Source organism: Mycobacterium sp. 20KCMC460, assembly GCF_022179425.1.
In the GTDB taxonomy this organism is placed as follows: domain Bacteria; phylum Actinomycetota; class Actinomycetes; order Mycobacteriales; family Mycobacteriaceae; genus Mycobacterium; species Mycobacterium kiyosense.
The window spans coordinates 3,519,896-3,543,575 of record NZ_AP025524.1; the positions used below are offsets into that span (position 1 = coordinate 3,519,896).

Here is a 23,680-nt window from a genome sequence, read left to right on the forward strand (position 1 = left end):
TGCCTAGCCGACGGAAAGGGCGGAGTCGACAGTTACGGGCCGCCTGAATGTATTGACGACGGGCGACCAGGCGATGGCATTGTCGTGGATTTCCTGCAACGTGGCGTCGTCGGCGTCTCCGGCCAGCCGCACGGTGCAGCGAACCGCGGTGAAACCGAGCACCTTGCCGTCGGGGGTGTCGCCGACGCCCCACACGGCCGAGATGTCGATGTCCCCCTCCATCTCCACCTCGATCTTGGTCAGCGTCACGCCGCGGTGCGTGGCGTTGGCCAGCAGGCCCACCGAGATGCACGAGCCGAGTGCTGCCAGGCACGTCTCGGAAGGGTTGGGGGCCGAGTCGTCACCGAGCAGCGCGGGCGGCTCGCCGACCAGCATCGGCGCCAGATCCCGCACGTAGGTCATGTTGCGGAAGCCGGACTCGCAGACCGTCCTGGCTTTCAGGGTCTTCTTGCCGGTGCTCGGGTCGGCCTTGGCGTTGCACGAAAGGCGGTCGAGTCCTGCAGCGTCGATGACAAGCGCGTTGGTCATGGGCTTCCTCCGATTTCTCCGGGCGGGTGGTCACGGAGTTAGTGCCGCAGGCACCCGGAAACGTGACGGTGACCTATGCCACAGGCCCGACGGAATCGACCAGGTTAAGACGGGGGCGACCAGGGCGTCATTGCGTCACGAAATCGATGAGCTCCTCGACCCGGCCGATCAGTGCAGGCTCGAGGTCGTTCCAGTCGCGGACGGTGGATCGGATGCGCTGCCACGCCCGGGCGATGTCGGCCTGCGTTTGGTGCGGCCAGCCCAGCGCCCGGCAGACGCCGTGCTTCCATTCGATGTGTCGGGGCACCGTCGGCCACGCCTTCAGCCCGAGCCGATCGGGTTTGACGGCCTGCCAGATGTCCACGTAGGGGTGTCCGACCACCAGCGTGTCGGCACCGCCGGGCCCGTTTCGGACCGCGTCGGCGATCTTCGACTCTTTCGATCCGGCGACGAGATGGTCGACGAGGACACCGAGCCGACAGCCCGGACCGGGCCGGAACTGCTCGACGATGCCGACCAGGTCGTCGACGCCGCCCAGGTATTCGACCACCACTCCCTCGATCTTGAGGTCTTCGCCCCAGACCTGGGCGACCAGTTCGGCGTCGTGCCGGCCCTCCACGTAGATCCGGCTGGCACGGGCGACTCGGGCACGCTGACCCGACACCGCCACCGAGCCGGACGCGGTTCGCGCCGCCGCAGCCGGTGCTGCGCGGCGCGGCGCGGTCAGGATCACCGGCCGGCCCTCCAACAGGAATCCGGGTCCCAATGGGAAGTTGCGGGTCTTGCCGCGGCGGTCTTCGAGGTCGACGCAGCCGTGTTCGACGCGGACCACGGCGCCGACGTAGCCGGTCTGGGCGTCCTCGACGACCATGCCGAGTTCGACGGGGTGCTCGACCGAGCGGGGTTTGCGGCGTCCCGCGCCGGCCAGCACATCGGTTCCATAGCGATCCATCACCGGGCCATCGTTCTTGCCGATCGTGATTTTCACGACGGGACACGCCGTGCGGGCGTCGCCCGATTCACTCTCCGCGAGTGTCCTATTGTTGTCGCAGTCCGTCGGGGCCGAAGAAGTGCAGGCGCCCGGGTTGCGGGTGCAGGCGCACCCGGCTGCCCTTGCCCGGCGGGTCGTGGCCGTCGGCGCGCGCGATGACCGGCTTGCCAATCACCTTGTCCGACCCGGTGATTCGTCCGTACAGGTAAGCGTCGGCACCCAACTCCTCCACCACGTCGACCTCCATCTCGACGCCGACGCTGCCCAGCTGGAAGTGCTCCGGGCGGATCCCGACGACGATCTCGGACCCGCCGTCGGCTATCTCACGAGGTAACGATATGACCCAATCCCCCAGTGAGACTGCGGAATCGACGATCGGCAGGGTGAACAGGTTCATTGCCGGCGACCCGATGAACCCGGCGACGAACACATTGGCGGGGTTGCGGTACAACTCACGCGGCGCTGCGTATTGCTGCAGCACACCGTCGCACAACACCGCCACCCGATCCCCCATCGTCATCGCCTCGACCTGATCGTGGGTGACGTACACCGTAGTGGTGCCGAGTTGGCGCTGCAGGGCGGCGATCTGGTTGCGGGTCTGCACCCGCAGCTTGGCGTCCAGGTTGGACAAGGGCTCGTCCATCAGGAACACCTGCGGGCGGCGCACGATCGCGCGGCCCATCGCCACCCGCTGCCGCTGCCCTCCGGAGAGATCCTTGGGTTTGCGGTCCAGGTATGGTTCCAGGTCGAGCATTCTCGCCGCAGCCAGTATCCGCTCCCGGATCTCGGGCTTGGCGACCTTGGCCACCTTCAGCGCGAAGCCCATGTTCTGCGCCACTGTCATGTGCGGGTACAGCGCATAGTTCTGAAACACCATGGCGACGTCGCGATGCTTGGGGTCGACGGTGGTGACGTCGCGATCACCGATCCGGATGCGGCCGGAGTCCAGGGTTTCCAGGCCGGCGACCATGCGCAGCGACGTCGTCTTGCCGCACCCCGACGGACCCACCAACACGACGAATTCGCCGTCGCCGACGTCGAGGTCCAACCGATCCAGCGCCGGCCGGTCCGCGCCGGCATAACAGCGTGTCGCCTGCTCGAAACTCACCGAGGCCATTGCCTTTATCCGCCCAGCCCGGTCATCGCGATGCCGCGGACGAAGGAGCGTTGAGCGAGCGCGTAGATGATCACCAAGGGCAACAGGATCAGCATCGAGGTCGCCATCAGCACCGGCCAGCGTGCCACGTATTCGCCCCGCAGCCGAACCAGGCCGAGGGTCAGGGTGGCCAGGCTGTTGCGCTGGATCATCAGCAGCGGCCAGAGGAAGTCGTTCCACACGCTGACCCAGGTCAACACCGCCAGCACCAGCACCGCGGGCCGGGCATGCGGAAGCAGTATGCGCCAATAGATCTGCCACGAGGAACAGCCGTCCAGTATCGCCGCCTCCTCCAGGTCGGTGGGCAGCGTGCGAAAGAACTGCCGCATGAGATACGTGCCGAACGCACTGCCGAACAAGCCCGGCACGATCATCGCCCACGGCGTGTCGACCCAACCGGCGGCCCGCATCAGGATGAACTGCGGAATCACCGTCACCGTCAACGGCACCATCAAGGTGCCCAGGTACAGCAGGAACAGGGTGTCGCGGCCGCGAAAGTCCAGCCGTGCGAAGGCATATCCGGCCAGCGAGCAGAAGAACACCTGCCCGGCGGTGACGCAGCCGGCGTACAGCACGGTGTTGAAGAACATCCGCCAGAACGGCATCAGCCCGAACACCTCGGTGTAGTTGGACCACTGCGGGCTGGACGGAAGCAGTTTCGGCTCGCTGATCTCCGCCTCGTTCTTCAGCGATCCAGACAGCGCCCACAGGATCGGCGACAACGCGCACCAGGCGACGAAGATCAGCGCGGCATACAGGGTGGCGGCACGAAGGACGTTGCGCAGCAGCGGCCGCTCAGCCCAGACCATTCGCAGCCTCCCAGGTCCGTCGACGCGCGATTCGCAGCTGAACCACCGTCAACACCAGCAAGATGGCGAAAACCACCCAGGCCAGCGCGGAGGCGTAACCGAATTCCAGGAACGAGAACGCGTGCTGAAACAGCATGATGCCGAGCACATAGGTCCCGGCCTCGGGCCCGCCGTTGGGCCCGTTGAGCACGTAGACGAGGTCGAACGACTGGAAAGCGTGGATGATCGAGATGACCACGACAAATGACAGCGCGCCGCGGATCAGCGGCACCGTGATGGACGCGAACTGCCGAATCTCGCCCGCACCATCGATTTTGGCGGCCTCGTACACCGTTTCCGGAATACCCTGCATCGCTGCCAGCAGGATCACCGTGGCGAACGGAACGCTGCGCCACACGCTGACCAGACACAGCGAGACCATCGACCAGCGCGGTTCGACCAGCCACGGAATCGGGCCGATGCCGATCCAGCCGAGCATGATGTTGAGCAGCCCGTTGTCGGTGTTGAAGACGAACTGCCACACCACGGCCATCACCACCGAGGAGATGGCTAGCGGGAGGAAGACGATGGTGCGAAAGATGCCGATTCCCTTGATCTTCCGATTCAGCAAGCCGGCGACGACAAGGCTGATCGCGACGGTGGGCAGCACGGTGCCCAGGGTATAGATGACGGTGTTGCGCACGGCGATCACGAACAGCGGATCCGAAGTGAACAGCTGCCGAAAGTTGGCCCCGCCGACGAACTTGGCCGGAGTGAACATGTCCCACCGCTGCACGCTCATGTACAGCGAAAAGCCCAGTGGGAACAGCATGAACACGATGACCCCGGCGAGATTGGGCGCGACGAAGAGGCGACCGGCCCACGCCCGTCGGCGCGGCGCCGTCCGTTTCGTGGAGCGCACGGCGTTCTGCGGCGCGTCGGTGGCACTCATGGGTTTCGCAACACCTCGTCGACGGCCTGGGACAGCCCGGTCAGGGAAGTCGCGGGCCGCGAACCACGCAGCACCGGTCCGAAGTTTCGGTCCATCAGCGCCGCGATCTTCTCCCAGGCCGGGGTGATCGGCAATCCCGCCGAGACCGACGGGCCTTCGGTGAGCACGGCGAGGTTGGCGATCCGCCGGTGCGCAGCGGCGAACCCGTCGGAGTGGATCGCCGAGCGCAACACCGGAACGAAAAGCCCGGATTCGCCGATCAGCGCCTGCCCGAGCGGTCCGCAGGCGAATTTGACGAATTCCCAAGCTTGTTCCCGGCGTCGGCTGGTCGCCGCGATGGCAAGGCCGGTGACGCCGATGTTTGACCGGGCCGCCGCCGCGCGCGGTCCCACCGGCAGCGGCGCCACGTCGAAGTCCAGGCCGGGGGCACGGTCGAAGGTCGGGTAACGCCAGTGCCCGGCCAGCGCGATCGCGGCCCGGCCCGCCGAGAACAGATCGGCGTTCGACATCGACTGCTGGTCGGAGGCACTGGGCGAAACCCGGTGTTTGTTGATCAGGCCGGCATAGAACTGGACGGCTTCCAGGAAGGCCTCGTCGTCGAAGTTCAGGTGAGTCGGGTTCTTCAGTGGGTGTGACCATGGCACGCCGTTGTTAATGGCGAACAGGCCGGCGGCGTAGAACGAGACCCACGCGTTGACGAAACCCCACTGCGTCACCCGGCCGGTGGAATCCCGTCGGGTCAGCGCCTGCGCCGCGTCCAGGAATTCGTCGAAGCTCCAAGCCTGCTGCCAGCTGCGGGGTGGTGGGCGCACACCGGCGGCGGTGAACATCGCCTTGTTGTAGTACAGGTAGTTTCCCGACCATTGCTCCGGAAGGGCGTACTGACCGCCGGTGGGTCCGGCCGGGTAGCTGAACGTTTCATACAGCGGGGCGATGCTGTCCGACTTCAGTTGCCCGGCGAACACCGGGTCGCGGGCCAGCAGCGTGTTCAGGTCCAGCAGCGCGCCGCGGTCGGCCAGTTCGGCGTAGGTCAGCTCCCAGGTCATCAACACGTCGGGGCATCTGCCGCCGGCGCAGAAAGTCGACAACTGTTGCATGACGCCAGGTCCCGACAACAGGGCTCGCACCTTGATGTCGGGGTGGCGGCGCTGGAATTCGTTGACCACCCGCATCCGGGGACGGATCTCGTCGGGGTTCGCGGCGAAGAAGAAGGTCAGCGCGTCCTCGTCGGCGGCACACCCGACAGACCACGGCGCCAGCGCGGTAACCGCGACCGCGCCCGCGGCCTTCATCAGGCCGCGTCGCCCGAGCGGCTCGTCGAACATGTTGCTCCCGGTCCCAGCCCGCCGCGGTCCACCCCGATCGGCGGCGTGTGATGTCCTTCATAGCCGATGCGGCTGTGGTATCGCTGCGATACCCGCGCACTCATTCGGGCTGCATGCGGGTGCCCCGTCCAACATCGCGGTCGCCGGTGCCTGCCCGTTGCTCTCGGGGGCATCGCCGGCGCTGTTGGTGACGAGCTGAATCAGGCTGGGAAGTAACGGATTGCGTTGATCCGGTGGCCGCGCCAGGGCACCTCGGCGAACAGTATGCCGCGGCCGTGGTCGGAGGTGACGGACGCCGCGACGGTGGATCCCGCGCCGATAATCTTGGTCCACCGGGTGCCGCGGATCTGCTCGATCAGCTCGGTCACGTCGAGCGGATCATGCTCACCCAAAGTTATTGGGGCACTTGGCGACAATGCCCGCAGGACGGCATCGGTGTCACCACCGCCGACCGCACGCAGGAAATTCTCGACGAGGTTCTTGTGCCGTGCGCCGGCGCGGCGGAACCCGGTCATGAAGCCGAACGTGCCGCGGGGACCCTGGTTGCCCAGCAACCCCTTGGCAAGCGCCACACCCGGTGTCAGTGCCCGCGGTCCGGTCTTGAGGAACTGCAGCATCATCGCCGGCAACTCCCAGTACGCCCGTAGCCGCTCGACCTGCCACTGACCGTGGGCTTCCCGCAGGTCGTACCGCAGGATGGCCGGAATGTACATCGTCACCGCGGTGCCCATCGCCACCTCGAGCTCGAGGTCGCGCAACACCGACCGGCCGTTGACGATGTCGAGGTCGCGGTGGAATTTGATCTCGCGCGGACCGATGAAGGTGTCATAGAAGCGGTAGATCTGGTCGTGCCCGAGGTGGGGGCTCGACCCGACCGGGTCCTCCACCCTGCCGTCGGCGGTGAACACCTGGACCCAGGCGTCGCGGTCGTGCGCGGCGACCGCCCGCGGCGAGCGCTCCACCGCGGCCAGCAGCTCATCCCGGTTCGTTGCCGTCATGGCCGACTTCCGATCAATTCGATACTGGCGGAGCGCATTTCGGATAACACACGGTCGGTCGAATCCGCCGCCACCCCGGCTGTCAGGTGCAGCAGCACGCGGGTGGCCAGGCCGGCACGCGCCGCGTCCATTGCGGTGTGCCGGACGCAGTGCTCGGTCGCGACACCGACCACGTCGACCGCGTCGACGTCGCGCTGACGCAGCCACTGCAGCAGCGCGGTGCCGTGGTCGTCGACGCCCTCGAAACCGCTGTACCCCGCGGAGTAGGCGCCCTTGTGGAAGACCGCCTCGATGGCACTGGTGTCCAGACCGGGGTCGAAGCCTGCCCCCAGGCTGCCGGCGCGGCAGTGCGGTGGCCACGAGGTGGCGAAATCAGGGCGGTCGGAGAAGTGGTCGCCCGGGTCGATGTGGAAGTCCTGGGTGGCCACGATATGGGCGTAACCCGGTTGACGGGCCAGGTAATCGCTGATCGATGTCGCCAGCGCGTGGGCGCCGGCGACCGGCACCGGACCGCCTTCGCAGAAGTCGTTCTGCATGTCGACGATGATCAGCGCCCGCACGCCGTACACCCTATCGCCGGGGCGTTTGTATGCGGGCCGGCCGGGGAACACAGCGCCCATGTTGATCCGCAGAATCGCTCGACCCATGTTGTCAGCTGTCTTCATCGGCCAGGGAGTGGAGGCCTTACTCAACCCCAAACCCGCAGCTCAAGCCGCGCAACCGACCGTCGACGGGTTGCAGGCGCTGCCGGATTCGGTGAGCGGGAGCATCCCGGCCGACGCCGAGAAGTTCGCTCAGATCAACGCCGCTGTCCAGATCGGCGGCGGGGTGCTGCTGGCCGCCGGCCGGCTGCCCCGGGTGGCCTCGGCGGCGCTGGCGTTGACGGTGATCCCGGGCAACCTTGGCTCGCATATGTTTTGGGCCGAACCCGACCCGGAGCGCAAAGCCGAGAAGCGGCGGGCGTTCTTGGGCGACATCAGTCTGCTCGGTGGCCTGATCATCGCGTCGGCCGACACGGCGGGCAAGCCGTCGCTGGGCTGGCGAGGCCGGCGGGCGGCCGAGCGGCTCTCCGAACGGGTGTCGGGCAACGACTCGGAGTTGGGCGAGAAGATCGTGCACGGCCTGCAGGTCGGCGCCGAGCGCGGCCGCGAGCTGGCCAGCACCGCAGCCGAGAAGAGCGCCCCCTATGCCGAAGCCGCGCTGGAGCGTGGCCGGGAACTGGCCAGCACCGCGGCGGAGAAGAGCGCCCCGTATGCCAAGAAGGCCCGCAAGCGCGGCGAAGAACTGGCCAGCACCGCCGTCGAGAAGAGCGCCCCGTACGCCAAGAAGGCCCGCAAGCGCGGCGAAAAGCTGGCTGACACCGCTCTCGAGCGCGGCGCCGAATTCGCCGAAACCGCGCGGCACCGCGGGGAGAAGCTGGCCGACACCGCACTCGAGCGCGGCGCGGAATTCGCCGAGACCGCGCGACACCGTGGCGCGCGACTCGCGGACACGGCGGTGGCCCGTGGCAACGAGCTCGCCGAGACGGCCCGCGACCGGTTCGACGACGAACTCACCAGCCGCCGCAAGCGTTGGAAGCGCTAGCCAGATAGGCGTCGACGACCGCGTCGACGCCGAGGCTGCCGACGTCCACTTCGACCCCGCGCTCGTCGGCGTCCAGCGGTTCGAGGGTGTCGAGCTGCGACTGCAGCAGGGTCGCCGGCATGAAGTGATCCGGTCGGGCGGCCAGCCGCGCTGCGATGACGCCGGGCGGCGCACTCAGGTGCAGAAACCGCACCGACGGGCGGTGGCCGCGGAGTTGGTCCCGGTAGCGCCGCTTGAGCGCCGAGCAGCTCACCACCCCGCGCTGAGTGGCCAGCCACTGCCCGACCCGGTCCAGCCAGCCGAACCGGTCGTCGTCGGTCAGCGGTTCCCCCGCGGACATCTTGGCGACGTTCGCCGGTGGATGCAGGGTGTCGGCGTCCAGAAACGGCATCCCCAGCCGCTGCGCGAGCACGGCGCCGACGGTCGACTTGCCCGATCCGGAGACGCCCATCACCACGATGGGCGCTCGACTCAACCCTGGTCGACCTGGCTGCGATTCCATTCCATCCATCCGACCCCGGTGCGACCGTCGGTGGTGGCGATGTCGACCCAAGCGCGCGGAAACTGGCTCACCCGTCCGTCGACCGCAACCAACCGCACCGGCCCGTGTGCGCGGACGGCGACCTGGGCGGTGACCGATCCCGGCTCCAGCTCCAGCGTGGTGTCTTCTGGTAAACCGTTGGCGCTGAACACTTTTCGGATGCTCACCTGGGTCAGTTCACCGATGTCGCCGGCGGCGTCCTGGGTGTAGCCGATGCTGATCGACGGCGTGTCGGGGATCTGCAGGCTCAGACCGTGCAGGTGCGTTCCGTCGTCGAGATGCAGTGCGCACCACATCCAATCCATGCTCCACCAGTCGCGTACCCCCCACGAGTGATCGCGCTGCCCGGGCACCGACTGAAGTTGGTAGCTGGACCGGTCGACGGTGACGGTGCCCGAAACGGTGCACGGGATTTCGTATCGGGTGGTCAGCCGATATTTGTACGGGGTTCCGTCGGTGCACCAGACGAGGTTCAGCGCGACCTCAACCGGCTCCCCCGGTTCGCCCCGCAGCAGAGCCGACGGGTCCGAGTACGCCTGGCCTTGCCCGCGCAGGTCCACCCGATAGGTCTGCAGCGGCTCGCCGGCCGCGTGGGCGAGTCGGATGTCATCGGCCTCCGCGGTCCAAGGGTCTTGCGGCAGCGGCACTTTGCAGTCGACGGCAACGGTCGGTCGGCCGGGACCGCACACCAAAACGTGGATCAGCGCCGTCTGCTCGTTGGGGATCCGGCCGAGACGGAACCAGCCGCCCACTCCCGCCGCGGCGTCGACGAAATCGGCGTACCAGCTCTCGCTCCACAGCGGCTCGTCGGTGGCGGTGTGCGCAAGCTCGTCGTCGGTGGTGGGCCGCAGCGGTTCGGGTGTCGCCGCGGCCGGCAGCGTCGCCAACGCGTCGATGTCCAGCACGTGGGCGCAGTGCCGTTGCAGCATGGTCATGAACAGCCGATCACCACGTTCGGTGCGCTCCACCAACATCGACGAGACGATCGCCATCATGACGCCGAAGAAGCTCTGCCGGCGCACCCCCTCGCGGACGTCGTCGAGGCTGACCGGAGCACCCGGCCCCAACGCCTTGTGGTACGTCCGCAGCAGCGTGTCGTAGTGGGCGCGGCGCTGTTGAGTCGGCACCGCGCAACCCAGGAAGTAAGCCAGGTCGGTGAACGCCGGACCCCAGGAGACGGTCTGCCAGTCGACCACCGTGAGCGCGCGGTCCGCACCGGGGTCGCCGAAGAGCAGATTGTCCAGCCGGAAGTCGCCGTGCATCAGCCCCTGCGGTCCGCCGCGGGCCGCCTCCTGGGCCAGGTACCCGTCGAACGCTTCCACCAGACGTTCACACACGACCCGGTGTTCCGGGGCGATCTGGTCGCCATAGCGGTTGACGAAGTCGGCGTACAACGCCGAGATCATCGCCTGGCTGACCGGCGTATCCCGGTTGAGCCACGGCGAGTCCGCCAGCGTCTGGTCGCCCAGCAGCGGTCCGTGCAGCCGGCCCAGCTCGCCGACCGCCAGAGCAGCGTGTTCGGTTGTCGCACCGGCGATTTCGTCACCGACGGCGGCCGGAGCGGCGTCTGCGAGCAACACGTCGAACACGCCGGTGGTGGTGTCGATGGCGGCGTGGTAACAGGGCGCCACCGCACCGTCGAGTCGAGGTGCGATGTCCTGATAGAACCGGACTTCGCGCTCGTAGAGGCCCAACGCCAGCCCGGTTTGACGGCTCACCGGATCGGTCGCGGCGACCTTGAGGACCACCGATGCCGGGCCCGAGCCCGCGGAATAGGTCAGCCGGATCCGGTAGCACTCGCTCATCTGTCCGGTGCCGATGCGCTCGCTGGTGAATTCGGCGACGGTGCCGGCGCCGAGTCTCGCACTCAGCCAGTCGGCGGTCAGGTCGGCGGGTCGCTCGATGGCGTGGTCGGTGTGTTCGCCGGTTTCAGGTGCCATGAGGGACAGCGTGCCAGGTCACTGCGCCAGGGAGAAGCCGTCCCAGGCCAGCCTGCGATGTTGATGCGGATCGAACTCGACGCGGGTCTTGCGGTCGAACACCAGCACGGCGCGTTCGGGGTGCGAGTGCATGGGCCAGTCGTCGCCGGGCAAGCCGGTGCGACTGAACGAACGCCACCGGCGTTGTATCTCGTTGCTGACCCGCAGCGCATGATGCCGGTCGGCCGCCGCGGTGAGCAGCGCTCCGAGCCGGGTGCGGTAGACGTCGAAGACCGCCAACAACTCCATCGCGTGCGTCGCTCCGAAACCGGACCATTGCAGGGTGCGCGGTGCGAAGTCGTAACGGTACAAGTAGGTGGGCGCATGTTGGCCGTGTGCGTCGGCGATCTGCCAGGCCGCGGTGCAGAACGCGAAGTCCCCGCCCAGCTGGATGCATGCCGATCGCTTCGGATAGTCCGGGTAGGCGGCGGTAATGCGTTCGCGCGCGGTCGGTTCCAGGTCGGCGAGCAGCTCCTCGACCATCTTCTCGTTGGTCGGCAGCATGCCCAGGAAACGGGTGAAAAGTCGTCCTTCGTCGGCGTTGGTGCCTACGATCAGCGGCACCCGGTGCGCCTGGCCGGAGCGCATCGCCTCGACCGGGTCGGTGGGCACCACGTCGTCACCGAACACCGGCCCGATGGGGAAGGCGCCCAGCCGTTGCTGCATGCCCTGCTCGAGCAGTCGGTGTTGGGTGTCAACGAGTTGGGCCGCCGACGCTCGCATCACCGCGGTGGCCGCATCCTGGCGGCGGGCCCCGAGCAGATGGGCGAAACGGGTGGCGAACTCGGCGGCGACCTCGCGGGACCGCGTCATACCGGCCGCCGGACTCTCGGCGATGGCCCGGTGGAACAGACCGGCCGCCTCGGGCACCGCCAGCAGGGTGGCCGTGATGTGTGCGCCGGCGCTCTCCCCGAAGATGGTCACGTTGTCCGGGTCGCCGCCGAAGTTGGCGATGTTGTCCCTAACCCAGCGCAACGCCAGGACCAGGTCACGCAGATACAGGTTGCTGTCGATGGTGACGTCCGGGGTGGACAACGACGACAGGTCCAGACAACCCAGTGCGCCCAGCCGGTAGTTCACCGACACGTAGACACAACCGCGGCGGGCCAGGGCGGCGCCGTCGTAAATCGGGGTGGCGGAGCTGCCCAGGATGTACCCACCGCCATGGATGAACACCATCACCGGCAGCGGTTCGTCGCCCCTTTTCTCCGGGGCCACCACGTTGAGGGTCAGACAGTCCTCACTCATCGGCTGATACCTGCCGATGCCGAGCAGGGTGTAGCGGCGCTGCTGGGGTGCGCAGTTGGTGAATCCGTGGCAGTGCCGGACCCCGGACCAGGGCTGCGCCGGTTGCGGGGCCCGGTAACGCAGCGGGCCGACCGGCGGCCTGGCGTACGGGATGGATCGCCAGCGGTGCACGCCGTCGCGGGTGAAGCCTTCGACGATGCCGGCGGTTGTACGGGCGCGGACGATGCGCTCATGCATGAATCGACGGTAGCGGACTGGACGCACACGCGGCGCGCGCAGCGCCCGAATCCGCTGCACGGCGGCTAGCCTGACCTCATGCGGATAGCCGCGCTGGTCGCCATCCCGATGCTGGTCGTCGGCTGCTCGCACACCGTCGGCGGCACCGGGCAGCCCCAGACCAGCAGCGGTCAACCGTCCTCGGCCGCCCCGACCAGCCCGTCGAGCAGCAAACCCTCAACGGCGGCATCCGCACCGGCCTCCGGCGCGCCGATCGCCGCCGTCATCGCCTGGATCGAAGCAGCCCACCCCGCCGACCCCCGCCGTTACAAGCTCGACGCCGACATCGCGTTCAGCGCCCCCGCCAGCAAAACTCGATGCACGACAGACGCCAAACACACCGCCGGTTTGCTGTCCTGTCTGGTCGAACTGGGCAGTCCGCCGCCGCGACCGGACACCGCCTACGGCGAGTGGAAGGGCGGCTGGGTCGACTTCGACGGCACCGATTTGCAGGTCGGCTCTGCGCGCGCCGACCCGGGTCCGTTCCTGGCCGGCACCGGAGCCGAGTTGGCCCTCGGCGATTCGCTGGCGTTCGGCGACTTCCGGTGCCGCGCAGACCAAGCCGGGTTGTTCTGCGTGAACTACGCGCACCAGTCGGCGGTCCGGTTCAGCCCCACGGGGGTCGAGCCGTTCGGATGCCTGCGATCGGTGCCACCGCCCGACGGCGTGGGCGTGGCCTTCAACTGCCCGTGACAGCGCCGAAGAGCTCGTTGCGATCCGGTTTGGAAGCCAACAGCTTGCTGCTCTGAGCTTTTCGGCTTAGCCCGCCGCGCCGGAGCTGCCGTCGCTGCCGAACAGCAACCCGCCGGTCCCCCCGCCCCCGGCGGCGCCGCCGGCACCCACCGAGGTGCCCGCTCCCCCGCCCGCGCCGGACCCGCCGTCGCCGCCGTCGCCGATCAGGGTGGCCGACCCACCGGCCCCGCCGGGCCCGCCCGCCCCGCCCGCGCCCAAGGCGGCTGACCCGCCGACACCACCGCGGCCACCGCCGCCGCCATTGCCGAACAGGTAGCCCCCGGACCCGCCGCGACCGCCCGGCGCCCCGGCACCCCCCGCGTCACCGGCACCCGCAGCCGCTGCCCCGGCGCCCCCGGCACCACCGACCCCGCCGTCACCGAACAGCCAGGCCGCACCGGCAGCACCCCCGGCCCCGCCGTTGCCGCCGGCACCGGTCGCCTGGGACAGCGCGTCGCCGCCCGACCCGCCGGCACCGCCGTTACCGAACAGGAAACCCCCGGCTCCGCCGCTGCCGCCGGCGCCGCCGCCCTCGCTGAAGTGGCCACCGCCGAGCCCGCCGCCACCACCGGCACCACCGGCGCCGATGAACCTGGCGCTGCCACCGATCCCCCCGGCGCCACCGATGCCGCCCGCTGCGCTGGTTCCGCCACCGCCGCCGCTACCGCCGTTGCCGACCAGCAGGCCGCCGCCACCGCCGGCGCCCCCTGAACCACCGAGGCCACCGGTGGCCGAGGTGGCCGCTGCCGCGCCGCCGTGTCCGCCGGCGCCGCCGTCACCGATGAGCCAGGCGTTGCCGCCGGACCCGCCGACCCCACCCCCGGTCAGCGGTGAGGCCGCTGCCGTCGCCTGCCCGCCCGAGCCGCCGGCGCCGCCGTTTCCCGCCAGCAGCCCACCCCAGCCTCCGGCCCCGCCACCGCCGCCGCCGGCGGCGCCCAGGCCACCGGCGCCACCGGAACCGCCGGCGCCGAGCAGAATCGCCTGCCCACCGGCACCGCCGAGTCCGCCGATGCCGGCCGGGGCAGCGCCGCCGACGCCGCCGATGCCGCCGTTGCCGAACAACCAACCGCCGTTGCCGCCGGAACCGCCCACCGCCCCAGCAGATCCCGCGCCGCCGGGCCCGCCGTTGCCGAACAACCCGGCCGCACCACCCCGGCCGCCGGCCGGGTGGGCGCCGCCGCCGGAGCCACCCGCACCGCCGTTGCCGAACAACAGGCCGCCCGCGCCGCCGTCGGCTCCGGTCCCGGCCGCGCCGTCGGCGCCGTTACCGATCAGCGGCCGGCCCAAGATGAGCTGGAACGGCGCGTTGACGAGATTGAGCAGATCGTTCAACGGCGCCGGCAGCGCGGCCGCGCTCGCGGCCTCGGTCAGGGTGTAGCTGCCGGCGGCCGCGGCCAGTGCCCGCGTGAAGTCGGCGTGAAACTCCTCCGCGTGCGCGCTGAGCGCTTGATATTCCAGCGCGTGGCGGCCGAACACCGCGGCGATCGCCGCCGACACTTCATCGGCGGCCGCGGTGCGGATCTGCGTGATGGCGGTGTCGGCGAATGCGTTGGCGGCGTTGACTGCTGAGCCGATATCGCTCAATTGCGCTGCGGCGGCGGCGATTGCCTCGGGCGTCGCGAACATGGGTCACCTCCGGGCGAACGTGCAGCACAGAGTAGCCCGATCAGGGCGCCAGCACCCGGATTTCGCCTGTCGCGCCGTCCACCTCGACCAGCGCGCCCGTCCGCAGCGCGCGGGTGGCGTCCTGCACGTCGACGACACAGGGGAACCCGAACTCGCGGGCCACCACGGCGGCGTGCGACATCGGCCCGCCGAGTTCGGTGACCACCGCCGCCGCATAGCAGAATGCGGCGGTGTAGCCGACGTCGGTGACCTCGGCGACCAGCACCTCACCCGCTTGCAGGTCGTCGATGGTTTCCGGACGCACGATCCGCACCCGGCCGCGGACCCGGCCGCCGCAAACCCCGACGCCGCGCAACATGTCCCCACCGGCCAGCGCCGGCGTCGAGGTCGTCGTCGGCTCCCAGGTGCCGTTGAACACGGTGGGGGGAACGATGCCCACCAAGCGGCGCTGCTCGGCTCGGCGCCTGGCCACCAGCTCAGATACGTTGGGCGGCAATGCATCCAGTTCGTCGACCAACAAGTAGAACGCATCGTCAGCCGATCCGAACACGCCCGCCGCGGTCTGTCGGCGGCCGTACTCGCGTAACAGCCCGCGCAGCACCCAGATCGCACGCACCATCCGGTCGCGACGGACCTCCCGGTCGCGCAGCTGCCGAACCGCAAGCAGCGCAACGGGTTTGGCCCTCAGCGGAATCGGCAGGTGTGTCGGCTCGGGCTGCGGCGGCGCGTCCAGCGCTTTGGTGACCATGCGGACCAGCAATTCGGGGTCGTCGGCGTAGCTGGTCGACAGCATCTCGACCTCGGCCGGTCCGCGGTGACCCATCAACGCGAGCTCGGCCAGCACCGCAGCACGGAACTCCGGGGCTTCGACGGCCAGCTTGTCCAGGCGGTCACCGGGTTCGGCGAGCACCCGCAACACGGTCGGGTCGCGGCGCGCGGCGGCCACCAGTCGCTGAACCGCTTCGACCGAGCGCGCGCTGACCAGGTCCGGCCCGGCCGGCGTCGAGGTGTCGCGTCCGCACAGGCCGCGCAGCAGCACGTTGAACGCCGCGCACAGCATGAACGACCCGGCACCGGCCAGCACCCAGCCGTGCACCACGTGGTCACGCGCCAGGGTGATAAGGCTGAGCAACCGGTTATCGTCCAACTCGGTGAAGTCGGCACCGGCCAGCCGTTCCAGACGGTCGACGTCGGCCACATAGTCGCGGGTGTCCAGCGACGACGCCGCGCTCAATCCCACCAGGTTGACGCCGAACACGCCGATGTTCCGGATGGTGCGCAACTGCCGTCGGACCCGGCCGGATTCCGACAGCGGACGCTGCTCGCCGAAGACCGGCAGCGAGGCCATGCTCGGGCCGAAATATCCGCTGTTGCGGACGATCGCCGATGGCTTGGCGAACGGCACGGTTTCGGCCATGAAGTGCGCCGAGGTGATCGCGCCGTAGAGCCGGTGGGCGAATACCGCGACGGTGCGCAGCGCGATCTCGCGCTGCACCGCCCCGCCGGGCCGCAGTCGCTCCGCGATGGCCACACCGGCGGCCCGCAGACCCCGCACCGTCACCGACGCCGAGGACGGGGTGAACGGGCCGGGCAGCGCCTCGGAGAGGTTGGTGGCCAAAAAGGTCGGGAAACGCGGGTCGATCGGGGTGTCGAATTCGCCGTTGACGCCCGGTGGCCCGGCCAATCGGGGGACGACGCCGTCTTCGGCCGGGCTGTCGATGGCGGGCAGGTCCTGGACTGGCGCCAGCCGCCACGGCAGGTCCACCACATGGCCACCCAGCGTCACCCGTCCCCGCACCGCGAGCGCGAAGTCTTCGAGGCACTCCGGAGCGGTCCAGGCGGGGGTGAACCCCCAGCCGTCGCGCAGCCGCGCGGTGTCCATGGGTGCGGCGCTCTGCAGCACCGATCGGCCCAGCAAGGCCGCGGACCTGGGTCCGACCGCTACCGCGCGCCGGCCCAACGCGGCGGCCAGCTGCCGGTAGCTCAATGTTCCTGTTACCGCCAGATTGATTGGGCCACTTGGTATTTCAGTCTCAACGATAGCGCGATTCAGGAGTCGCAGCACGTCGTCGGTGTGGACGACCTGGATGCGGCGACCGGCGTCATCGACGGCAAGCACCGGCAGTGCCACCTGCGCGCGCAACCGATTGTCGACCCCGCGGCCGACCACCAGCGGCAGCCGGATCGCGACCCAGTGCGCGGCGGCCTCGGCGAGCATCTTCTCGACCTCGGCGTGCACCCGACCGTCGTGGGTCGTCGGACTCAGTGGGGCGTCCTCGGTGACCGGCCCGTCCGTCGCACCATAAACCAGCGCACAGGATGCGAACACGATGCGCGGAGATCCCGAATCCGACATTGCCCGAAGGACATTGGCGGTTCCCGCGGGATCCGGCACCAGATGTGCGACGGCGTCGGCACCGCAGAAGGCGCGGGTCACCGCGTCGGCATCCCGAATGTCGGCGGACATGAATTCCGCTGCGCTGGGCCAGCTTGCGGGGCGATGCCGGGCCAATCCGGTGACTTCGTGGCCCTGGCTGAGCAGCCTGGCCACCAGGCCGCGGCCAAGCACTCCGCTGGCCCCGGTGACGGCGATTCTCACTGGCCGACCACTATTCGTCGTCGTCCATGAATGCCGCGTTGACCAAGTCGTCGAGGTCCATGTCCGCGATGTCTTTCACCGACTCGGCCGGTGTCTCCGGGGCTCCGTCGCGCTCGCCGTCGTTGGCCAAGGCCAGCAACAGATCCAGCACGCCCGCCTGGCGCAGGCGCTTGACCGGAATGGATGCCACGACACGCCGCAGTTCCTCTTCGCCGGGTGCAACAGGTTGCGCCACTTGCTGTTCGGCGCCCAACAGCTCCTGGTGGAAGTAGCCGGCCAGCGCCGCCGAGTTCGGGTAGTCGAAGATCAGCGTCGGCGACAGTGGCAGTCCGGTGGCAGCCTTGAGCCGGTTACGCATCTCGACGGCCGTCAGCGAGTCGAAGCCCAACTCCTGGAACGCCCGGTCCGGCGGAATGGATTCCGGCGTACCGCTGCCCAGCACGGTGGCGATGTGCGAGCGCACCAGGTCCAGCAGGACGGCGTGCTGCTCATCCTCGGGCAGGCCGTCCAAGCGTTGCAGCAAGGCGGATTTCGACTTCGCGGCGGCCAGCGAGTCGTCCACCTGACGGCGGGCCGGCGCGTTGATCAGATCGACGAACATCGGCGGCAACGTGCCCGCATCGAACTTGGCGCGCAACGCGACCAGGTCGATGTGGGCGGGCAGCAGGAACGGCTCGTCGACGAGCAGGGCGGTGTCCAACAGGTCGAGCGCCTCGCCGGAGGACATGGCCACGATGCCGTCGCGGGCGAACCGGGCCAGATCGGCTTTGCCCAGCCCCCCGGTCATGCTGCTGGCCTGGTCCCACAGCCCCCAGCCGAGCGAGACCGCGGGCAGACCGTGGGCGTGCCGGTGGGCTGCCAGCGCGTCCAGGAACGAGTTTCCGGCCGCGTAGTTCGCCTGCCCGGAAGCGCCGGCCAGACCCGCGATCGACGAGAACAACACGAACGCAGCCAGTTTCACGTCGCGAGTCAACTCGTGCAGGTTCCAGGCCGCATCGACCTTGGCCCGCAGCGCCGCGTCCACCCGCTCCGGGGTCAGCGAAGTCACCACCGCGTCGTCGAGGGTTCCCGCCGCATGCACCACCGCCGAGAGCGGATGCGCCGCCGGGATGTCGGCGATCACCCGGGCCAGGGCTTCCCGGTCGGCCGCGTCGCAGGCGACCACGCGCACGTCGGCACCGGCCGCGGTCAACTCCGCGGTCAACTCGGCCGCGCCAGGCGCGTCGGGTCCGCGGCGACTGAGCAACAGCAGCCGGGGCGCGTGGTGTTGGGCCACCAGATGCCTTGCCAGCGCCGAACCCGCCATCCCGGTGCCACCGGTGATCAGGATCGTGCCGCTGTCCAGGTGGGAGTCCATGGTCATGACGACCTTGCCGACGTGGCGGGCCTGGCTCAGGTAGCGCAACGCCGCGGGAGCCCGGCGCACGTCGAACGTGGTGACCGGCAACGGATGCAGCACCCCGGCTTCGAAAAGGTCGGCCAGTTCGGTGAGCATGCGCTGGATGTGGTCGGGGCCGGCCTCGAAAAGGTCGAACGCGCGGTAGCGCACCCCGGGGTGGTGCCGGGTCACGGTCTCCGCGTCGCGGATGTCGGTCTTGCCCATCTCCAGGAAGATCCCACCCGGGGCGACCAGCCGCAACGAGGCGTCGACGAACTCGCCGGACAGCGAGTCCAGCACGACGTCCATCCCGGTCACACCGGCCCCGGCGGTGGCCAGCCGGAATTTGTCCTCGAACTCGACGCTGCGCGAATCGGCGATGTGATCATCATCGAAACCCAAGGCCCGCAAGGTGTCCCACTTACCCTTGCTGGCGGTGGCGAAGACCTCGACTCCCCAGTGCCGGGCTAACTGCACCGCGGCCATGCCCACACCACCGGCCGCGGCATGCACCAACAGTCGCTGGCCCGGCTGGATATCGGCCAGCACCTTCAGCGCGTAGTAGGCGGTCGCGAACACGACCGGCGCGGTGGCGGCGTCGACGTCCGACCAACCCGCCGGAACCTTGATCAGCAGCCGCTCGTCGGTGGTGGCGACGGTGCCGGTGCCCTCCGGGAACAGGCCGGTGACCCGGTCCCCGTTCGTGAAACGGTTTGCGTCATCCGCTGTTTCGATCACCGTTCCGGACGCCTCGACACCCATTGCGGCGTTCTCGTCGGGGTAGAGCCCCAGCGCGATCATCACGTCGCGGAAGTTGGCGGCCATCGCACTGGTGGCGATCCGTACCTGTCGAGTGCCCAACGGGTCGGGCAGGCCGGGAATCGGTTCGGCGCGCAGGTTTTCGAAGGTGCCCGGGGTGCTCATGCCCAGCCGCCAGGCGCCCTCGGCGGGCGGGGTCAGCAGCGCCCGTACCGCGCGACTGCCGTGCACCCGCGCGATGTGGATAGTGCCGTTGCGCAGCACCACCTGGGGCTCACCGACCGCCAGCACGGCGGCGGCTTCTTCCTCGGAAATCCGAACATCGCTGTCCACCAGCACGATTCGGCCAGGGTGCTCGGTCTGCGCCGAGCGCACCAATCCCCATACCGCGGCACCGGCCAGATCGGTGACGTCCTCACCGGGCAGCGCGACGGCTCCCCGGGTGACGACCAGCAGCACACCCGAGTCGTGCTCGGCCAGCCACGACTGTAAGGCCGGCAATGCCCGGTGGGTGGCGGTATACACGCTCGCCAGGGTGTCGCCGGGGACTGGCTCGGACTCGAAGAGCTGGAAAGGCGGGGTGACGGACTGGCCGGGTGTCGGCGCCGGGGCCCAGTCCACCTCGAAGAGCCGGTCGCCACCGGAACCGGTTATCGCCGCCCGCAGCTGCTTCTCGGTCACCGGCCGGGCCACCATCGAGGCCACCGACAGCACCGGCAACCCCAGCGCGTCAGTCAGTTCCACCGACACCGACGAGGGTCCGGTCGGGGTGATGCGCGCCCGGACCGCGGAGGCGCCCGCGGCATGCAGGGACACGCCCTGCCAGGCGAACGGGACCAGCACGCCGTCACCGGTGTCGAGGGCACGACCGGCCGAACCGCCGACGATGAGGGCATGCAACGCCGCATCCAACACCACCGGGTGGACGCCGAATCCGCTCGGCGACAGCCCGGGCGTCGCCGGCAGCGTGACTTCGGCGAACAACTCGTCGCCGCGCCGCCACATGGCGGTCAGGCCCTGGAAGGCCGGGCCGTAGCCGTAGCCGTGCTCGGCCAGCCGCTCGTAGGTTCCGGCGATCTCCACGGGCTGGGCGCCCACCGGTGGCCAGGACGACAGATCGGCGCCGGGTGGGGCGGCCGCACAGCTCACCGACCCTTCGGCATGCAGGAGCCAGCCCGACGTGCCATCGGCGCGGGAGAACACCGAGACGGCGCGGGCACCGGACTCGTCGGCGGCGTCGACGACGACTTGCACTGCCACCGAACCGGTTTCGGGCACGATCAGCGGCGCGGCCAGGGTGAGTTCGTCGACCACCGAGCAACCCACCTCGTCGCCGGCGCGGATCGCCAACTCGACGAAGCCCGCTCCGGGGAAGATCACCACGCCACCGACGGCGTGGTCGCGCAACCAGCCCTGCGCCACCGCAGAGAGCCGGCCCGTCAGCACCACCCCACCCGAAGCGGGCAGCTCGACCACGGCGCCCAGCAGCGCATGCTCGCCGGCCGTCAGGCCCAGGCCGGTGGCATCGACGGTGCCGGAGCCGTTGGCCAGCCAGAACCGGCGCCGCTGGAAGGCATAGGTCGGCAAATCGACGACGGTGCCGTGCCCCAGTACCGCCTGCCAGTCCAGTTGCACACCCGCGACGAACGCCTGGGCCGCCGCTTCGGTCAGCGTGGCAGGCTCGGGCCGGTCCTTGCGCAGCGTGCAGATAGCCGAAAGATCCGGGGCGTCGGGCAGCGACTCCTCGATCGCGGCGATCAGGCCGCTGGGGCCGACCTCGACGAATCTGCTCGCCCCGGCGGAGTGGGCGAAGCGGATACTGTCGGCGAAACGCACCGCTTCCCGGACGTGTCGCTTCCAGTACGCGGCCGACCCGAAATCGTCCCCGGCGAGCTGCCCGGTCAGGTTCGAGATGACCGGAATGATGGGCTGGCCGACCGGAAGTGCGGTGGCAACCGCACCGAACTCGTCCACCATGGGATCCATCAACGGGGAATGGAAGGCGTGCGACACCGCGAGCCGGTGCACCCGCCTCCCCTCGGCGCGCAGCCGGTCGGCCATCGCCTGCACGGAACGCTCGGCACCTGAAATGACCACCGAGGCGGGGCCGTTGACGGCGGCGATGCTGACCTCGGGCCCCAGCAGCGGCCCGATCTCGGCTTCGGTGGCCTGCACGGCGAACATCGCGCCGCCGGGGTCGAGGCGCTGCATGAATCGGCCACGGGCCGCCACCAGGACAGCGGCGTTCTCCAGCGACAGCACGCCCGCGACATGTGCCGCCGACAGCTCACCGACCGAATGACCCATCACGAAATCGGGCTGCACACCCCAGGATTCCAGCAACCGGAACAGCGCTACCTCGACGGCGAACAGCGCCGGCTGGGCGAATTCGGTGGTGTCCAACAGGTTTTGCTCCGGCCCCCACATCACCTCGCGCAACGGACGCAGCAGATGACGGTCCAACTCGGTGACCGCGGCATCGAACGCCTCGGCGAACACCGGATAGGTGGCGTGCAATCCCATTCCCATGCCCAGCAATTGGGCACCTTGACCGGGGAAGACGAAAACGGTCTTGCCGCCGGGCTGGGCGACGCCGCGGAACACGGCGGCCCCCGGATCCTCGGCCGCCAGCCCCTCGAGTCCGGCCAGCAGGGTGTCCCGGTCGGAGCCGACCACGACGGCACGATGCTCGAAAGCCGACCGGCCCGCCAATGACCAGGCGATGTCGGCGGAGTCCAATTCGTCACGAGTGCCGATGTATTCGGCCAGCCGGGTCGCCTGGTCGCGCAACGCGGAGGCCGACTTGGCCGAGACAACCCACGGCAGCGGTGTGGTATTCGTGTCGGTCTTCTCGACCCGCGGCGGAGCCGGCGCCGATTCGATGATCACGTGGGCGTTGGTGCCGCTGATGCCGAACGACGACACCCCGGCGCGGCGGGGCTGTCCCTGCTCGGGCCACGACTGAGGTTCGGTGAGCAGCGCCACCGACCCGGTGGACCAATCCACGTGCGGGCTGGGTGCGTCCACATGCAGTGTGGGCGGCAGCATTTCGTGGCGCATCGCCTGCACCATCTTGATCACGCCCGCCACACCGGCCGCGGCCTGGGTGTGACCCATGTTCGACTTGATCGACCCCAGCCACAGCGGTTGGGTGCGACCTTGACCGTAGGTGGCCAGCAAGGCCTGCGCCTCGATCGGGTCGCCGAGCGTGGTGCCGGTGCCGTGGCCCTCGACGGCGTCCACCTCGGCCGCCGACAACCCGGCATTGGCCAGCGCCGCCCGCACCACCCGCTGCTGGGACGGGCCGTTGGGCGCGGTCAACCCGTTCGAGGCGCCGTCCTGGTTGATCGCCGACCCCCGCACCACGGCCAACACCGGGTGTCCCAGCCGCCGCGCGTCGGAAAGCCGCTCCAGCACCAGCATTCCGCCGCCTTCGGCGAACCCGGTGCCGTCGGCCGCGCCGGCGAACGCCTTGCACCGGCCGTCGGCGGCCAGGCCGCGCATGCGGCTGAACTCCACGAAGATGTCCGGTGTGGCGTTGACGGTGACACCGCCGGTCAGGGCCAGGTCGCACTCCCCGGACCGCAGCGATTGCGCCGCCATGTGCAACGCCACCAACGACGACGAACACGCCGTGTCCACCGACACCGCCGGGCCCTCCAAGCCCAGCACGTAAGCCACCCGGCCCGAGGTCACGCTGCACGACTGCCCGGTCAGCCGGAAGCCTTCCACCGCATCCCCCGCGGAGAAGCCATAACCCTGGGTCATCACCCCGGCGAACACGCCGGTCGCGCTGCCGCGCAACGCCGTTGGTGCAATGCCGGCGCGCTCCAGCGCTTCCCAGGACAATTCCAGGAACATGCGCTGCTGGGGATCCATCGCCAGCGCCTCGCTCGGAGTGATCCCGAAGAACGCCGGATCGAAGTCGGCCACGCCCTCCACGAAACCGCCGGTGCGCGTGTAGCAGGTGCCGGCGACGTCGGGGTCCTCGTTGTACAGGCCGGCCAGGTCCCAGCCGCGGTCGGCCGGGAAGTCCGAGAGCACGTCGCGGCCCTGAATCAGCATGTCCCACAAGGATTCCGGGGAATCGACACCACCCGGGTAGCGGCACGACATGCCCACGATCGCGATCTGGTCGTCGCCGGTGACCCGCACCGCGGGCACCGACCTGATCTCCTGCGGCACACCGGCGAGTTCGGTGCGCATGTAGGAGGCCAGGC

Annotated in this window: 16 protein-coding genes; 2 read left to right on the forward strand and 14 right to left on the reverse strand. The window is 69.5% G+C overall.

Annotated features, from left to right (window positions below):
- Positions 1–3: 3 nt before the first annotated feature.
- The 8 genes from MKCMC460_RS16345 to MKCMC460_RS16380 all read right to left on the reverse strand — a co-directional run bounded on the left by MKCMC460_RS16345 (position 4) and on the right by MKCMC460_RS16380 (position 7,358).
- Entirely contained in the window at positions 4–528 is a 525-nt protein-coding gene (locus MKCMC460_RS16345; RefSeq protein WP_236983203.1) for an OsmC family protein, read from the reverse strand.
- Between the two features lie 127 nt (positions 529–655).
- On the reverse strand, positions 656–1,483 hold the full coding sequence (locus MKCMC460_RS16350) for a DUF3097 domain-containing protein (protein ID WP_236984105.1): 828 nt from the start codon (positions 1,481–1,483) through the stop codon (positions 656–658).
- Between the two features lie 82 nt (positions 1,484–1,565).
- A complete protein-coding gene (locus MKCMC460_RS16355) occupies positions 1,566–2,636 on the reverse strand; it encodes an ABC transporter ATP-binding protein (protein WP_236983201.1) in 1,071 nt (356 codons plus the stop codon).
- A 5-nt stretch (positions 2,637–2,641) separates the two neighbouring features.
- Positions 2,642–3,484, reverse strand: coding sequence for a carbohydrate ABC transporter permease (locus MKCMC460_RS16360; protein WP_236983200.1), 843 nt, complete (start codon positions 3,482–3,484; stop codon positions 2,642–2,644).
- Positions 3,471–4,415, reverse strand: a complete 945-nt coding sequence (locus MKCMC460_RS16365; protein WP_236983199.1) for a carbohydrate ABC transporter permease — start codon at positions 4,413–4,415, stop codon at positions 3,471–3,473. The genes MKCMC460_RS16360 and MKCMC460_RS16365 overlap by 14 nt, the downstream gene beginning before the upstream one ends.
- A complete protein-coding gene (locus MKCMC460_RS16370) occupies positions 4,412–5,740 on the reverse strand; it encodes a sugar ABC transporter substrate-binding protein (RefSeq protein WP_236983198.1) in 1,329 nt (442 codons plus the stop codon). The genes MKCMC460_RS16365 and MKCMC460_RS16370 overlap by 4 nt, the downstream gene beginning before the upstream one ends.
- Positions 5,741–5,940: 200 nt before the next feature.
- The gene (locus MKCMC460_RS16375) at positions 5,941–6,738 is read right to left on the reverse strand and encodes a nuclear transport factor 2 family protein (RefSeq protein WP_236983197.1); all 798 of its coding nucleotides are present in this window, start codon (positions 6,736–6,738) and stop codon (positions 5,941–5,943) included.
- Positions 6,735–7,358 (reverse strand): isochorismatase family protein, encoded by a 624-nt coding sequence (locus tag MKCMC460_RS16380; protein WP_289624949.1) that lies wholly within the window; start codon positions 7,356–7,358, stop codon positions 6,735–6,737. Before MKCMC460_RS16380 ends, MKCMC460_RS16375 begins: the two co-directional genes overlap by 4 nt.
- Between MKCMC460_RS16380 and MKCMC460_RS16385 the strand changes: the two genes are divergently transcribed.
- Positions 7,357–8,322, forward strand: a complete 966-nt coding sequence (locus tag MKCMC460_RS16385; RefSeq protein WP_236983196.1) for a DoxX family protein — start codon at positions 7,357–7,359, stop codon at positions 8,320–8,322. The two genes, MKCMC460_RS16380 and MKCMC460_RS16385, sit on opposite strands and share 2 nt — an antisense overlap.
- Here the strand turns inward: MKCMC460_RS16385 and MKCMC460_RS16390 are convergent.
- Genes MKCMC460_RS16390 through MKCMC460_RS16400 form a run of 3 tightly spaced genes read right to left on the reverse strand, consistent with a single transcriptional unit; the run spans position 8,291 to position 12,327 of the window.
- Positions 8,291–8,824 carry a gluconokinase gene (locus MKCMC460_RS16390; protein WP_370652835.1) on the reverse strand — a complete coding sequence of 178 codons (534 nt, stop codon included), beginning with the start codon at positions 8,822–8,824 and terminating at the stop codon, positions 8,291–8,293. The genes MKCMC460_RS16385 and MKCMC460_RS16390 overlap by 32 nt on opposite strands.
- Positions 8,794–10,803 carry an ecdysteroid 22-kinase family protein gene (locus tag MKCMC460_RS16395; protein WP_236983195.1) on the reverse strand — a complete coding sequence of 670 codons (2,010 nt, stop codon included), beginning with the start codon at positions 10,801–10,803 and terminating at the stop codon, positions 8,794–8,796. Before MKCMC460_RS16395 ends, MKCMC460_RS16390 begins: the two co-directional genes overlap by 31 nt.
- Before the next feature lie 18 nt (positions 10,804–10,821).
- Entirely contained in the window at positions 10,822–12,327 is a 1,506-nt protein-coding gene (locus MKCMC460_RS16400) for a carboxylesterase/lipase family protein (RefSeq protein ID WP_236983193.1), read from the reverse strand.
- Between the two features lie 78 nt (positions 12,328–12,405).
- Here MKCMC460_RS16400 and MKCMC460_RS16405 point away from each other — a divergent pair, with 78 nt between their 5' ends.
- Positions 12,406–13,059, forward strand: a complete 654-nt coding sequence (locus MKCMC460_RS16405) for a hypothetical protein (RefSeq protein ID WP_238304566.1) — start codon at positions 12,406–12,408, stop codon at positions 13,057–13,059.
- A 66-nt stretch (positions 13,060–13,125) separates the two neighbouring features.
- Here the strand turns inward: MKCMC460_RS16405 and MKCMC460_RS16410 are convergent, their stop codons facing one another.
- The 3 genes from MKCMC460_RS16410 to MKCMC460_RS31780 are packed head-to-tail and all read right to left on the reverse strand — an operon-like array spanning position 13,126 to position 23,666.
- On the reverse strand, positions 13,126–14,724 hold the full coding sequence (locus tag MKCMC460_RS16410; protein ID WP_238304568.1) for a PE family protein: 1,599 nt from the start codon (positions 14,722–14,724) through the stop codon (positions 13,126–13,128).
- 40 nt (positions 14,725–14,764) lie between these two features.
- On the reverse strand, positions 14,765–17,323 hold the full coding sequence (locus MKCMC460_RS16415) for a PEP-utilizing enzyme (RefSeq protein WP_236983189.1): 2,559 nt from the start codon (positions 17,321–17,323) through the stop codon (positions 14,765–14,767).
- Between the two features lie 10 nt (positions 17,324–17,333).
- Positions 17,334–23,666, reverse strand: a complete 6,333-nt coding sequence (locus MKCMC460_RS31780) for a type I polyketide synthase (protein WP_370653180.1) — start codon at positions 23,664–23,666, stop codon at positions 17,334–17,336.
- Positions 23,667–23,680: the final 14 nt, after the last annotated feature.